12 protein-coding genes are annotated in these 13,584 nt (G+C 70.3%); 3 read left to right on the forward strand and 9 right to left on the reverse strand.

The genetic code is table 11. The features are described 5' to 3' along the window. Window positions 1-58 precede the first annotated feature (58 nt). The 4 genes from RIU97_RS05980 to RIU97_RS05995 all read right to left on the reverse strand — a co-directional run bounded on the left by RIU97_RS05980 (window position 59) and on the right by RIU97_RS05995 (window position 2,725). Window positions 59-244 carry a hypothetical protein gene (locus RIU97_RS05980; RefSeq protein ID WP_404953866.1) on the reverse strand — a complete coding sequence of 62 codons (186 nt, stop codon included), beginning with the start codon at window positions 242-244 and terminating at the stop codon, window positions 59-61. 178 nt (window positions 245-422) lie between these two features. Beyond that, window positions 423-1,625 carry an MAB_1171c family putative transporter gene (locus RIU97_RS05985; protein WP_404953868.1) on the reverse strand — a complete coding sequence of 401 codons (1,203 nt, stop codon included), beginning with the start codon at window positions 1,623-1,625 and terminating at the stop codon, window positions 423-425. Next, a complete protein-coding gene (locus RIU97_RS05990) occupies window positions 1,622-2,146 on the reverse strand; it encodes a regulator component (protein ID WP_404953870.1) in 525 nt (174 codons plus the stop codon). The genes RIU97_RS05985 and RIU97_RS05990 overlap by 4 nt, the downstream gene beginning before the upstream one ends. 54 nt (window positions 2,147-2,200) lie before the next feature. Further along, window positions 2,201-2,725 carry a hypothetical protein gene (locus tag RIU97_RS05995; protein ID WP_404953872.1) on the reverse strand — a complete coding sequence of 175 codons (525 nt, stop codon included), beginning with the start codon at window positions 2,723-2,725 and terminating at the stop codon, window positions 2,201-2,203. A 209-nt stretch (window positions 2,726-2,934) separates the two neighbouring features. On the opposite strand from RIU97_RS05995, the gene RIU97_RS06000 reads away from it, so the two are divergent. Next, window positions 2,935-3,933, forward strand: coding sequence for a LuxR C-terminal-related transcriptional regulator (locus RIU97_RS06000; RefSeq protein WP_404953874.1), 999 nt, complete (start codon window positions 2,935-2,937; stop codon window positions 3,931-3,933). A gap of 104 nt (window positions 3,934-4,037) precedes the next feature. On the opposite strand, the gene RIU97_RS06005 is transcribed toward RIU97_RS06000, so the two are convergent. From RIU97_RS06005 to RIU97_RS06020, 4 genes are all read right to left on the reverse strand, one after another. Further along, complete coding sequence (locus tag RIU97_RS06005; protein WP_404953876.1) at window positions 4,038-7,061, reverse strand: alpha-mannosidase; 3,024 nt, start codon at window positions 7,059-7,061, stop codon at window positions 4,038-4,040. Window positions 7,062-7,113: 52 nt separating this feature from the next. Continuing rightward, window positions 7,114-7,992: a carbohydrate ABC transporter permease gene (locus RIU97_RS06010; protein ID WP_404953878.1), complete on the reverse strand. Its 879-nt coding sequence runs from the start codon at window positions 7,990-7,992 to the stop codon at window positions 7,114-7,116. Then, the gene (locus RIU97_RS06015) at window positions 7,989-8,882 is read right to left on the reverse strand and encodes a carbohydrate ABC transporter permease (protein ID WP_404953880.1); all 894 of its coding nucleotides are present in this window, start codon (window positions 8,880-8,882) and stop codon (window positions 7,989-7,991) included. The genes RIU97_RS06010 and RIU97_RS06015 overlap by 4 nt, the downstream gene beginning before the upstream one ends. Before the next feature lie 65 nt (window positions 8,883-8,947). Then, window positions 8,948-10,282, reverse strand: coding sequence for an ABC transporter substrate-binding protein (locus RIU97_RS06020; protein WP_404953882.1), 1,335 nt, complete (start codon window positions 10,280-10,282; stop codon window positions 8,948-8,950). A gap of 728 nt (window positions 10,283-11,010) precedes the next feature. On the opposite strand from RIU97_RS06020, the gene RIU97_RS06025 reads away from it, so the two are divergent. Continuing rightward, a complete protein-coding gene (locus tag RIU97_RS06025) occupies window positions 11,011-12,471 on the forward strand; it encodes a DUF4157 domain-containing protein (protein WP_404953884.1) in 1,461 nt (486 codons plus the stop codon). 73 nt (window positions 12,472-12,544) lie between these two features. Here the strand turns inward: RIU97_RS06025 and RIU97_RS06030 are convergent, their stop codons facing one another. Then, window positions 12,545-12,910 carry a hypothetical protein gene (locus RIU97_RS06030; RefSeq protein WP_404953886.1) on the reverse strand — a complete coding sequence of 122 codons (366 nt, stop codon included), beginning with the start codon at window positions 12,908-12,910 and terminating at the stop codon, window positions 12,545-12,547. A gap of 190 nt (window positions 12,911-13,100) precedes the next feature. Between RIU97_RS06030 and RIU97_RS06035 the strand changes: the two genes are divergently transcribed. After that, on the forward strand, window positions 13,101-13,574 hold the full coding sequence (locus RIU97_RS06035) for a universal stress protein (RefSeq protein ID WP_404953888.1): 474 nt from the start codon (window positions 13,101-13,103) through the stop codon (window positions 13,572-13,574). Window positions 13,575-13,584 lie beyond the last annotated feature (10 nt).

The following is a 13,584-nucleotide window of genomic DNA, read 5'->3' on the forward strand; positions in this document are numbered from 1 at the left end:
CGTCGGGTGTTCCGCCCCCCGTCGGTGTGAGGATGAGGTGGACGGGCACCATCGTGGGTCAGTCCCAGCCGATGCCGTCGGCCGGCGAACCGCTCGCGTAAGCCGCCGAGTTCGCCGGTGCCACGTCCCAGCCGATGCCGCCCGGGCTCGTCGCGGCGTAGGCGGTCGACGCGAGGGACGCCACCGCGCCGGACAGGACGGAGGCGAGGAGGGCGGTGGTCAGCAGGCGAGCGGTTCTGGACATGGCGGTACCCCAAACTGGTGGCATCGGTGCGGATGACGGGGACCGGGAATCGGGCCGTTGGTCTCCCCCGGGAGCCGGCTGGGACTCGGTGTCCCCCGCCGTTCCGGTGATCACCATCCTGCCGACCCCGGACACCCCCCGGAAGGCACTCGGCCCGTCAGCATCCGGCCTGGCCGCATCAGGACGCGGACGTCACCGATCCGCCGTCGCGGCCCTTGAGGGCAGTGCCCTGGCCGTGCGACAACTGCCGGTAGGCGGAGGCCACCTGGAGCAGCCAGGCGACCTCCTCGCTGGGTGTCCTGGCCTGCGAGGGGAGGGGCATGCGGCCGGCGTCGGGGGCCCCGTGGAGCGCTGCGAACAGCCACGCGGCCTCCGCGCGCGCGTCGGGCCCACCGCCGGCCGGCAGCGCGTCGGGTCCTGACCCTGATGCCTCGGGACGCATGGCCGCGGAGCGGTCGCGCAGGACGAGACAGGCGTCGCGGATCTCGAACGCCCGGTGGGCCACGTCCAGGGTTCGGTCGCCGAGGACGAGGAGGTCGCGGGTGCGGCTCACGCGTGGGCCGAACACCACCGTCGGTGCGGCGTGGAGCACCTCGGACCACAGGGGATGCAACCGCCACAGCGCGTACTGGTCGTGGAGGTAGCGGCCCAGCGTCCTCAGGGGCGGCAGGGACAGGCCGGTCACGAGCACCAGGAGGGTGATCGCCGGCAGGATCTCGGAGAGGGGATCCGAGGGCCCCGACTCCGGATTGTGCGGCTGGCTCTCCTGGCCTGCGAGGAAGACCACCCGGTAGACGGTGTAGACGAAGCCCAGCGCGGACCCGGCGGCCATGCACACGACTCCCGCGCGCAGGAGGCCTCGGGGCACGCTGCGCCGGTTCGACCAGAAGAGCCTCGCCGACAGCAGGGTCGAGGTGCCGAGGTAGGCGTAGACGATGCCTTCGTACAGGCGCACCGCCGGGTCACCGAGGTGAGCATCGGTGACCCGGGTCGCCGGAGCTGCGGGGTCGTGCTCGAAGAAGAAGACGAACAGAACGGTGAGGGCGACCGCGGCCGTCAGGGCCGCGGCGATCCGCAGGCGTGCGGCCGTCTCCCCTCGTGGTCTTCGGCCGTGGACCGTGATCACGTACTCCAGGATGAAGTAGGTCGATGTCAGGCCGGCGAGGTGTTTGATGAGGACCGACAGGTCGGGTGATCCCGTGGCGACCCGGATGAGGTGCTCCACGGCAGGCGGTCTGGTCGTCACCGCCACGGTGAGCGAGGCGAGGAAGCCCCAGAGGTACCTCGAGGGAGATGAGCCGCCGAAGGCGGAGGGAGCGCGCCAGATCACCAGCACCCACAGCAGAGCGGGAAGAGTGAACCCGTATATCGCGTACATCATTCTCCTCGCCAGCGGCGCAGGCGGCGTATGGGGTGCGTGAGACTGCTTGCCAGCCTGCGCGAGGAGGGGGTGCCGACCTGGTCGGCGCCGGCAAGGTCGGACAGGAGCACGGCGATCATCTCGGCCTCCTGCTCCTCGACCGCGTCGAAATCGCTGCGCGCCCTGCCGAGCGTGCGGGTGAGCAGTTCCGGCGTCAGCTCGGTGAGGGCCTCGGCGAGCCGGGCCAGTTCGAGCGACGGGGTGTGACCGCACAGGACGTGACCGAGCTCGTGGAGTTTGATCAGATCCTGGTGGGCCGGGCTGGTTCGCGGCTCGTAGAGGACGACGTCCACGCTGGGCAGCGTGATCCACGCCCCGCAGGGGGAGCCGAGGCCGGCCTCGGGAAGCGGCTCCATGACGATCGGACGTCCACGATGCCGGGCCAACGCGTCGCGGAAGGAGTCGACCGTGAAGGGGTCGGGCAGCTCGAACTCGGCCAGGATGCTCTCGCAACGCCTGCGCAGGCCCCGCGGTACGGGCATGTGGAGAGGGATCCTTCGGTCAGCCGTCAATTCGCTGCCCACCCTACGTGGCGGCTAGCGCACTCCCCCGCCCGACTCGCCCGCGGCCTCCGCCTCGAGGGCGCTCAGGCGGTCCGCGAGTGCGACCAGCATGTGGAGGCTGTTGTCGGACAGCCCCGAGGCGCGCCGCGCCAGGCCGATGACCCCGCTGTTCCCCACGGCCCCATTGATATCCGCCAGCTTGCTCAGGGCCAGCAGCTGCTCGTCCACGGCGGCGGCCTTGGCGTCGTCGAGGAAGTACGTCGCCCCGGAGCGGATGCCGAACGCCAGGCCCAGCCAGTCCAGTGTCTCGACCGTCGGGTTGGGCGCCTGCCCCTTCTGCGTCGTGGCCTGGTGCAGATTGCGGATCGTGTCCCTGGAGATCACATTGCGTCCGGCGATCCGGTTGACCCGCTCGGCCAGCTCCCGGTACGCGGGCGCCTTCCCCCCGGCCCGGGCGGCCTCCTGGGCGATCAGCGCGGAAAGCCTTTCGGAGATCTTGTGGGCACGGTCGGGCGGCGAAGGCAGGTGGTGGGGGTCACCGGCTTCTCCTGTGTCCATCCCGGTCAGCTCCGATCAGTCGGCCATCACCATACCTCCGTACACCAAGCCAACGATTTTACTCGCCACCTCCCCACGGCTCAAATTGATTGTCCATCAACAACACTCCCGTGGGGCGCCGATGGCGCGGCGAGTCGTTTGATCAATCCCCGAGCACACCTTAGACTCGCGGCGATTTTAATCGTCCTGTAGCCAAGGGGGGCTGGCGGATGTTGGACATGCTGGGGCTGGACGGCGCATCGGAAGCGGTGTATCGGGCCATGCTCTGCGATCCCGAGGGCAGCGTGCAGGATCTCTGCGAGCAACTGGGGGTGCCGGAGGAAACCGTGCGCGAAGCCCTGGACACCCTCGCCGACCTCCGACTCCTGCGCGCCTCGCGGGACGTGCTCGGTGTCATGCGGCCGGTCAGCCCGGAGCTGGGCCTGGAGATGCTGCTGCAACGACAGGAGGAGGAGCTCCTGCGCCGACGGCAGGAGCTCGAACTGAGCAAGGCCGCCGCGGCGCTGGCCATCGCCGAATACGCCGACCTGCGACCGGTCACGTCGGCCTCCCCGGCCACGGACACGCAGCGCCTGGTCGGTCTCGACGCCATCCAGACGACGTTGGAGGTCCTCGCACGGGAAGTGGCCGACGAATGCCTCTCCGTCATGCCGGGCGGAGCGCAGTCGCAGGCCAGCCTCGATGCGTCGAGGCCGCTGGACGATGCAGCCATGCGCAGGGGCATCACCCTCATGACGCTCTATCAGGACAGCGTGCGCCACGATCCCGCGACGCTCGCCTACGCACGGTGGATGACCGAAGGCGGCGGCACGGTGCGTACCTGCCCGACGCTTCCGCCGCGCATGCTCGTCTTCGACCGCAAGGTCGCCGTGATCCCCATCGATCCGGCCGACACGAAGCGCGGGGCGCTGTGCACCCGCGAGGCGGGGATCGTCGCCTCCCTGGTCGCGCTGTTCGAGCAGACGTGGAACTCCGCCGTCCCGCTGGGCGCCGACCGCTCCAAGGACGCCCGGAGCGGCCTCACCGCCTCCGAGCAGGAACTGCTCAGGCTCCTCGCGTCCGGCCTCACCGACGAGGTCGCGGCGCGACGCCTCGGCATCTCCGCCCGCAGCGTACGCCGGCAGATGGCTGCCCTCATGGAACGCCTCGACGCGTCGAGCCGCTTCGAGGCCGGATTGAAGGCGGCCCAACACGGCTGGCTGCACTGACGGGTGTGGCAGACGGTCCCCACTGTCCGGGTCGGGCCGGGCCCCGCCCCACTTCCGAGGGCCGGGGCCCGGCCCTCGGACAGCGGGCGGGGCCGGGCGTGCCGTCAGGCGCGGTGCAGGCGGACCGTGACGATCTGGAACGGGCGCAGGGTCAGGGGGACCGCACCCGCCGGGGTGGGGGCGCCCACCGCCGAGCCGGCCAGCGGGCGCTCCAGCAGGTCGCTCTCGACCGCCGCCGAGAAGGGGAAGGCCGCCGTCAGGACCGCCGTCGCACGGCCCCCGCGGGACTCGTAGAGGCGGACGACCACGTCACCGCTGCGGTCCTCGGCCAGTTTCACCGCCTCCACGACCACCGCGTCCTCGTCGACGGCGAGCAGCGGGGCGACCGGGCCCGCGCCGGTCACGGTGCGCTCGGGCAGGTTCAGCGCGTGCCCCTCGCGGACCGCGTCCCCGATCGTCGCGCCGGGCGCGAGGGAGAACCGCAGGGTGTGGGCGCCCTGGTCGGTCTCCGGGTCGGGGTAGCGGGGGGCCCGCAGCAGGGAGAGCCGGACGGTGGTGGTCTGGCCGCCGTCGGGCCGCACGTCCCGGGTGACGTCGTGCCCGTACGTGGAGTCGTTGAGCAGCGCGACCCCCCAGCCGGGCTCCTCGGCGTGGATCCAGCGGTGGGCGCAGATCTCGAACTTGGCCGCCTCCCACGAGGTGTTGGTGTGGGTGGCCCGGTGGACGTGCCCGAACTGCGTCTCGGAGGCGGTCCGTTCGGCCTTCACGTCCAGCGGGAAGGCGGCCTTGAGGAACTTCTCCGTCTCGTGCCAGTCCACGTCCGTGACGATGTCCACCGTCTTGGCCCCGGCCCGCAGCGTGACCGACTGGACGGCGGTGGAGGCGCCGAAGGAGCGGGTGACCCGGACGGTGGCGGACGCCGGCCCGCTCTCGGCGACCTCCAGGCCGTCCACGCCCACCAGGTCCGTCACCCGGTTGCGGTAGAACGCGTCGATGTCCCACGCGTCCCACATGTTCGGGAAGTCCGGGTGGATCTGCAGCAGGTTCGCCGCGGCCCCCGGGGCGAGCGTCTCGCGGCGCGCCTCCAGGTCGTAGACGGAGACGATCAGCCCGCGGCCGTCGATCTCCACCAGCAGCCGGCCGTTGGCCAGCACGTGCCCGCCGCCGTGCCGCTCCTCCACGGTGACCGGCTCCCCGGCCTCGGCCGGGCGGCCCGCCCCGCCCGCCGGAACGCCCCGCCGGGCGTGCGGGGCGCAGTTGAAGACCAGCTCCTCGCCGCCCTCCCCTGCGAGGGCGTGCTGCGCGGCGAGGGTGATCCCCTGGAGTACCTCGCGCAGCTTCGCGTACGTCTCGCGCGCCTCGCGGTGCACCCAGGCGATGGAGGAGCCCGGCAGGATGTCGTGGAACTGGTGCAGCAGCACCGTCTTCCAGATCCGCTCCAGGTCCTCGTACGGGTACCCGTACCCCGGCACCTGCACCGCGGCGGTGGCCGCCCACAACTCGGCCTCCCGCAGCAGCGATTCGCTGCGCCGGTTGCCCTGTTTGGTCTTGGCCTGGGAGGTGTAGGTGCCGCGGTGCAGCTCCAGGTAGAGCTCGCCCGCCCAGACGGGAGCGTCCTCGTACTCGGCGCGGGCCTTCTCGAAGAAGGCGTCCGGGCGCTCGATCCGGACCTTCGGGGATCCTTCGAGGTCCCGCTGGCGCTTGGCGCGGGCCAGGTGTTCGCGGGTGGGGCCGCCACCGCCGTCACCCCAGCCGAAGGGGGCCAGCGACCGCGAACCGCGGCCCTTCTCGCGGTAGTTGCGCGCCGCGTGCGCCAGCTGGGCGCCGCCGAGGTCGGAGTTGTAGGTGTCGACGGGCGGGAAGTGCGTGAAGACGCGGGTGCCGTCGATGCCCTCCCACCAGAAGGTGTGGTGGGGGAAGGCGTTGACCTGCGACCAGGAGATCTTCTGGGTCAGGAACCACTGGGAGCCGGAGAGCTTGACGATCTGCGGCATCGCGGCGGTGTAGCCGAAGGAGTCGGGGAGCCAGACGTTGTTCGTCTCGATGCCGAACTCGTCGAGGAAGAACTTCTTGCCGTAGAGGAACTGCCGGGCCATGGCCTCGCCGCCGACCATGTTGGTGTCGGACTCCACCCACATCCCGCCGACCGGCACGAACTGCCCGTCCGCGATCTTCTTCTTGACCCGCTCGAAGAGCTCCGGCCGGTAGGTCTTGATCCAGTCCAGCTGCTGGGCCTGCGACATCGCGAAGACGAACTCGGGGTGCTCGTCCATCAGGTTGACCATGTTGGACGCGGTGCGCGAGACCTTGCGCACCGTCTCGCGCAGCGGCCACAGCCAGGCGGAGTCGATGTGGGCGTGACCGACGGCGCTGATCCGGTGCGCGGAGGCGCCGGCCGGGGCGGCCAGCACCCCGGCGAGCTCGGCGCGGGCGGCGCCCGCCGAGCCGGGCACGTCCGTCAGGTCCACCGCGTCCAGGGCGGAGCCGATGGCGTGCAGGATCCCGTGGCGCCGGGCGTCCCGTGTGTCGAGCTGGATCATCAGGTCGTAGAGGACCTCGAGGTCCTGGACCAGCTCCCACACCTCGGCCTCGAAGACCGTGAGGTCCATCCGGGCGAGCCGGTAGAGCGGCTGGTCGCCGCTGGTCATCCGGTCGCCCTCGTACGTGACCGCGTGGTCGACCAGGACCGGGTTGGAGGCGGCCTCGACGTACCACTCGACGCGCTCGCCGCCCTCGGCGCGGTCGGCGACGCGGACCCAGTCGTTGTACGGGTTGAGCGCCTTGATCTCACCGCCGTCGGCCCGGTGGACCAGGCCCTCGCACTGGAAGCCGGGCATCATCCGGTCGAAGCCGAGATCGAGGACGGCCTCGACGGTACGGCCCGCCCAGTCGGCCGGGACGGTGCCGGTGACCTTGAACCAGGTGGTGCCCCAGGCCGGGCCCCACGGGTCGCCGATCGCGCAGGGCTCGTACGGGGCCGCCAGGCCCTCGGCGACGGGGACGGGCTCCCCCGGGGCCTCCCAGCGCTCGACGGTCAGCGGGAGCGGGCGGGAGTGGACGGCGGGCTTGATCCGCTCCTTCAGGACCCGGCGGAGACGGTGCTCGGTGATGCTGCGGTCGTCGTGCATGACGGCTGCTCCAGGGACTGGGTGGTCGGTACGGATGGTGGAGCGGGCGGGCTCAGGTCTTGACTGCTCCCTCGCCCACGCCCTTGAAGAAGAAACGCTGGAGGGCGAAGAAGAGCAGCATCATCGGCAGGAGCGCGGCCATCGCGCCGGCGGCGATGAGCCGCTGGTCGTTGACGGTGGTGGCGCCGGCCAGGGTCTTCAGGCCGAGCTGCAGGGTGTAGTGGTCGCTGTTCGTGAGGACCAGCAGGGGCCAGAGGAAGTCGTCCCAGGCGCCCATGAAGCTGGTGATGCAGACGACTGCGAGGGCGCCCTTGGCGGCGGGGAGGAACACCCGGGTGAAGCGGGTCCATTCGCCGGCCCCGTCCAGGACAGCGGCCTCCTCGACCTCCTTGGGCACGGCGAGGAAGGCCGCCCGCATGATCATGATGTTGAGCACGGAGACCGCGCCGGGGAGCCAGACGCCGATGAGGGTGTCGACCAGACCCATCTCGCGGACCGTGAGGAACATCGAGATCATCACGGACTCGAAGGGGAACATCAGGGTCGCCACCAGCACGGTGAAGACGACCCGGCGGCCCTTCCAGGCGGCCCGCGAGAGGGCGTACCCGCCCATCGCCGCGAAGAGCATGTTCGAGGTGATCGCGAGGACCGCGACCGTGAGGGTGTTGCCGACGTACTGGAGCAGCGGGAAGGACTCGGCGACCCGGACGTAGTTGTCGAGGGTGGGCTGCGAGGGCAGCACGCCGTCGTAGACGTTCTCGGTGCGGCCCCGGATCGAGGTGAGGAACTGCCAGACGATCGGGCCCAGCATGACGACGAGCATCAGCAGGAGCGTGGCGTACCGGGCGGCCGGGCCGAGCCACCGGCGCCTGCGGGCGGCGGCGCCGGGCCGCCGGGGCGGCTCGCTTCCCGGGGAGGGCGGGGTGCTCAACTCTCGTCTCCCTTCGACAGGCGGCGGCCCAGCAGGCTGAAGACCAGGGTCAGGAGGAACAGCAGGATGGAGATGGCGGAGGCGTAGCCGGTCTCGCCGGAGAAGCCGAGGCCGACCTGCCGGATGAGGAACGGCAGGGTGCGGGCGCCGCCGCCGGGGCCGCCGCTCTCACCGCCGAGGATGTAGATCTCGGTGAAGACGCGCAGCGCGGAGATCGCGGAGAGGGTGCCGACCAGCAGCATCATCGGTTTCACCTGGGGGACGGTGATGCTGAAGAAGCGGCGGACGGGGCCGGCGCCGTCGATGGCGGCCGCCTCGTAGAGGGAGGCGGGGACGTTCCCGAGGGCCGCAAGGTAGAAGACCATGTAGTAGCCGAGACCCTTCCACACGGTGACGAGCATCGCGGAGACCAGCAGCATCGCGGAGTCCGTCAGGAACGGGATCGGCTCGGAGACGAGGTTCAGCCGCTGGAAGACGGTGTTGACGAGACCGTCGCTGCGCAGCACCCACTGCCAGATCAGCCCGACGACCACCGCCGAGGCGATCACCGGGGTGTAGAAGGCGGAGCGGAAGAATCCGATGCCGGGGACCTTGGCCTGGACGAGGACGGCGAGGGCCAGCGGGAGGAGGACCAGGCACGGTACGACGACCGCGAGGTACAGCACGCTGTTGCCGGTGGCGACCCAGAAGTCGGGGTCGTCGAAGGCGCGGCGGTAGTTGTCGAGGCCGACGAAGGTGCCGCCGCGCAGGATCTGGGCGTCGGTGAAGGAGAGGACGACGGTGTTGACGAACGGCCAGAGGCTGAAGAGCGCCACCATCGCCAGACCGGGGGCGAGGAAGAGGTAGGGGGTCCACCACTTGCGGTGGACCAGGCCCGTATCGGCCTCCATGGCACGCTGCGCGGCCCGGCGTCGCCGCCTGTGCGCGAGGGCGCCGGCGGGCCCGCCCACGGCCGTCACTTGTCGGCCGCGGCGGCGAGGAGCTTGTTCGCCGCTTCCTCGGCCTTCTTCACCGCCGTCCGGGGGTCCTGCTCACCCGTGATGGCCTTCTGCACCTCGCGCACGACGGCGTCGCCCACCTGATTGGTCCACTGGACGGGGGTGTTGGCGTCGAGCGCGGCGGTCTTCAGCTGCTCGGCGCCGACCGCGCGGGCCAGGGTCTCCGCGTCCTTGCCGTCGCCCTTGTCCGAGAAGAACGGGTCGGCGAGGCCCTGCGCGTTGGACGGGTAGATGGTGGCCTTCCTGGAGAACTCCACCTGGTTGGGTCCGTTGGTCACCCACTTCGCGAACTCGACGGCCGCGTCGGGGTGCTTGGTGTCCTTCTTGATGCCGAGCGACTGGGCGTAGATGCCGATGTGGCCGAGCTTGCCCGTGACGGCTCCCGCGACCTGGGTCTTCGCGTAGACCTGCGGGGCGTTCTGCTTGACGTCCTTGACGAAGCCCGGGGACCCGGGGCCGAAGACGAGCTTGCCGCCGCCGTAGAGCTGGTTGATGTCGTCGGACTTGAGCAGGGACTCCCTGGGCATGGCGCCCTTGGCGTACAGGTCCTTCATCCGCTCCACCCAGGCGACGGCCTGGTCGGTGTCGAAGGTGAACCGGTCCTGCTTCTGGCTGAGGATCGGTATGCCCATCTTCTGCCAGTCCCCGGGCAGCCGGCCCTTGGGGTCGGCCATGAAGGCGGAGTACTGGCCCCCGGACGTGGCGGCGATCTTCTCGGCGTAGTCGAAGAACTGCTCCACGCCGGTCGGCGGCTTCGCCGGGTCCAGGCCGGCCTTCTCGAAGAGTTCTCTGTTGTAGGTGAGGATCTCGGGGGTCACGTACCACGGGTACGCGTACACGCTGTCCCCCTTGCCCGGCAGTTTGAACTGCTCCCAGGCACCGGGCACGTACTGCTTGGCCGCCGCCCCGTCGAGCTTGGCGACGTCGGCGAGCATGCCGCGGTCGGCGAGGAGCTGGAAGGAGTCGGTGGAGAGGTTGACCACGTCGGGGAGGGCCCCGGCCTGGGCGTCCGCGACGAGCTTCTCGTTGTAGCCGTCGCCGGGGACGTCCTCCCACTTGACCTTGACCTCGGGGTACTTCTGCTCGAAGGCGTCGATGACCCCCTGTACGTAGGCCGTGAACGTCGGCTTCAGCTGGAGGGTCCGGAAGGTGATCTCACCGGCCACCCTGCCCGTCCTCTCGGCCTCCTTCGCGTCACCGGCGCCACCGCTCAGGCCGCACGCGGCGGTGGAGAGGAGCGCGCCGGTCACCAGCGTGGCCACGGCAATACGGGTCGGGTTCGAACGGGTCATCGTCGCCGCCTTTGCAGAAGTCCGGCCTCTTTGCCGGAGGCGGTGCCCACCGTCGCCCGAAGTCAGGATCCCGTCAATGAGGCAGACCTCCCATTGGCCGGTGGCACCCGGGTGCCGAATGCCCCAACAGGCCTGCACGGGGGGCCAGATGCCCTCATCGCACCAAGGTCGACCTGGACTAATGCGCTTTAGTACAAAGCCCGTCGGACGTGATATCGATTCGATAACGAAGCCCGATCCACCGTCAACCCACAACCACTTATGGCCGGTTCGCGAGGGCGCGCACTAATGCGCTTTACCACCGTGCCGCGAAACCGCTATGGCGGCGGGGCGCCCCCGCCGATGGACGGACCCGGTAGCTTGAACGCGTTCAGTTGAACGCGTTCACGGACTCGAGGGGGCGGCCGTGAGCGCCGGACGGAAGAGCGACGCGCGGGCCGGTGGGCCGGCGCGCGGAGTTGAGGAGGCAGATCGCCCAACAGCCCGGCATCGAGAGGGTGAAGCTGCACTGGGTGCGCGGCTGACCGACGGCGGCGCCACTGCTTGCGCCACCGCGCGGTGTACGCCGCCGGGTTCGCTCCATGCTGCGGTGGCCGGTCGTTGGCTTCGCGCCCGCACGCTAGCTGATAATACTTCAGACCCCCTGGTCACGACCGGTGACCGCCCCTCGGGGGTGTGGCCGGCAGCGGCGCGAAGCGGCTGCCCTGATGTATGGGAAAGGCGATCGCGTGAGCCCCAAGCACCCCCGCCCGGCGCAGAAGACCGACGAACAATTACTGCATTCCTCCCGCTCGGCCGCGAATCCGCAGCGGGCGGCGGCGGCGCCGCCGGTGGGGCTGATGGCACTCCAAGCCGGTGCGGGCAACGCCGCGGTCGTGCAGATGCTCCGTCGGGCCGGTCACTCCCTGGACCAGGAACAGCACCAGCACACCGACGGGTGCGGACACCAGCAGACCGGACGGCCCGCGGTGCAGCGGTCCGCCGTCCACAACGTCCTGCGTACTCCCGGACGCCCGATGGACGACGCCACCCGTACCGACATGGAAGCCCGGCTCGGCGCGGACTTCTCCGACGTCCGCATCCACAGCGACAGCGCGGCCAAAGCCTCGGCGGCCGAAGTCGGCGCCCGCGCCTACACCTCCGGCAGCCACGTCGTCATCGGTGACGGCGGCCACGACAAGCACACCCTCGCCCACGAACTCACCCACGTCATCCAGCAGCGCCAGGGCCCCGTGGCGGGCACCGACAACGGATCGGGACTGAAGGTCTCCGACCCGTCGGACCGGTTCGAGCGCGAAGCGGAGGCGAACGCCCGCCGGGCCATGGCGGCCGGCCCCCGAGCCGCCACGGACGTGCAGCGCCATGCGGCACCCCCATCCGCCTCCGGCTCCCGCCCCTCCGTGCAGCGCGTCGAGAACCCTCAGGACCGGATGACGGTCGAGTACTGGGAGGCCAAGGCGGGACTGGGCGGAGCCAGCAGCAGCGCCGCGAAGGACCGGGCCAAGCAGATCAACGCGTCCAAGGCGAGCGCGAAGAAGTTCAAGGCTCACAAGCCTCCGCGCACGATCGATGAGATCGTCAAGATCGTCGGCCCCCAGCTCCTGGACGCTCTGGCGCAGAAGGGGGAGGACGCCGGGAGGATGGAGCTGTTCAGGTCCATGAGCTTCGACGAGGCCCACAGCGCCCTGACCTACTGGGGCGACGAGACCTCACGGAACGCGCTGGTGGCGTACATAGCCTCCCGTCAGGGCTCAGGAAAGGACTTCAGGGAGCAGGAGTTCGGGGGCTTGACGATAGGCGCCCATCTCGGCGACCAGGGCCAGGCCGACGGGTACTACGACACCCTGGGTGATCCCTACGCGGTCCAGCTGAAGTTCACGCTGAAGCCCGGCGCCCACGAACTCCTCTTCAACCAGGACCACATGGCTCTCGGACCGGGCTACAAGAACGACCTGATCCGCAAGGCGAACGAAAGCGGCGGGGTCTACAAGAACGCGAGCTCGAACGAGGGCACCCTGGGCGGGTACATCGGCGTGAAGGCCGAGGACAAGGAGCCCTACAGCCTGGGCATCGCCCAGGGGGCGAACGGCAAGAACGGCAGGGAGCTCGGCGCGAGTCAGCTGCTCTTCCAGCTGTTCCTCGAAAACGTCGAACTCGTGAAGAACAGGTCGGGGAAAGAGCTTCCGTAGAGCTGCGCCATGACAGGACGCCGCGGATGCCCCGGACCGGTCCGGGGCATCCGCGTGCGGGGGGGCGCAGCACCTACTGCATCGGGTACTCCGCCTTCTCCGCGAGCTTGCCGTCCTTGAAGCAGAAGCGGAGCACGGTCTCCTTGCCGTTCTTGGTGTCGCCGCTGGAGATGTACCAGGAGCAGGTGCTGCCCTCGGGCTCGGCCGGTCCGCCTTCCTTGAGGGCGCCCTTGACGAAGCTGTCGCCCGACGGGAGCTTGCCGCGGACCTCGCTCTCCGCGTCGCCCGTCTTCACGGACTCGTAGACCGCCGGGTCGACCAGGGTCTTGTCGGCCATGTCGAGGACCTTGCCCATGCCGAAGACCACGGCCACGAGAAGGCCCACGCCCAGCACCAGCGCCACGCCGCACCCGATCAGACAACCCTTGCGCTGAGCCACGCCCGTTCCTCCATGTCGCTCCGTGTCCGGCGGTGGTCGCCTGGACGATCACACCCTCGCAAGGGGCGGGGGTCCCGGACTGTCCTCGAAAGTCGTCGGGCGCCGCAACGATCGTCGTTCGAGGTCCGACCCGCGTTCCGGGTATACAGGGAGGAGGTCGACTATTCGGGCGAAGCGAGAGGAACCCCCCGTGAGTGAGCAGGACACCGTCGAGCCCCTGATCGTCGTCGGCGTGGACGGTTCGAACCATTCCAAGGAGGCCCTGCGCTGGGCCGTCGCGCAGGCCGGGATGACGGGCGGCCGGGTGCACGCCGTCATGGCCTGGGAGTGGAACCGCAATCCGTTCTCCATCGCTCCGGTGGCCGCCGAGGTCTTCGACGCCGAGGCGGGGACGGTCGAGGAGGCGGCCCGGCGGAAGCTGGCGGACACCGTCAAGGCGGCCGTCGGCGCCTCACCCGGTGTGCCGGTGTTCCGTCGCGTCGAGCAGGGCTCCGCGGCTCAGGTCCTGGTCGACGCCTCGAAGGAGGCGGACCTGACGGTGGTCGGCACGCGTGGGTACGGCGGGTTCAAGGGCGCCCTGCTGGGGTCGGTGAGCCAGCAGGTCGTGCAGTACGCCGCCGGCACCGTCGTGGTCGTCCGCGAGGTCGAGGACGAGGACGACTGACGGACGTCGG

The organism is Streptomyces sp. 147326, assembly GCF_045000215.1.
Lineage (GTDB): Bacteria > Actinomycetota > Actinomycetes > Streptomycetales > Streptomycetaceae > Streptomyces.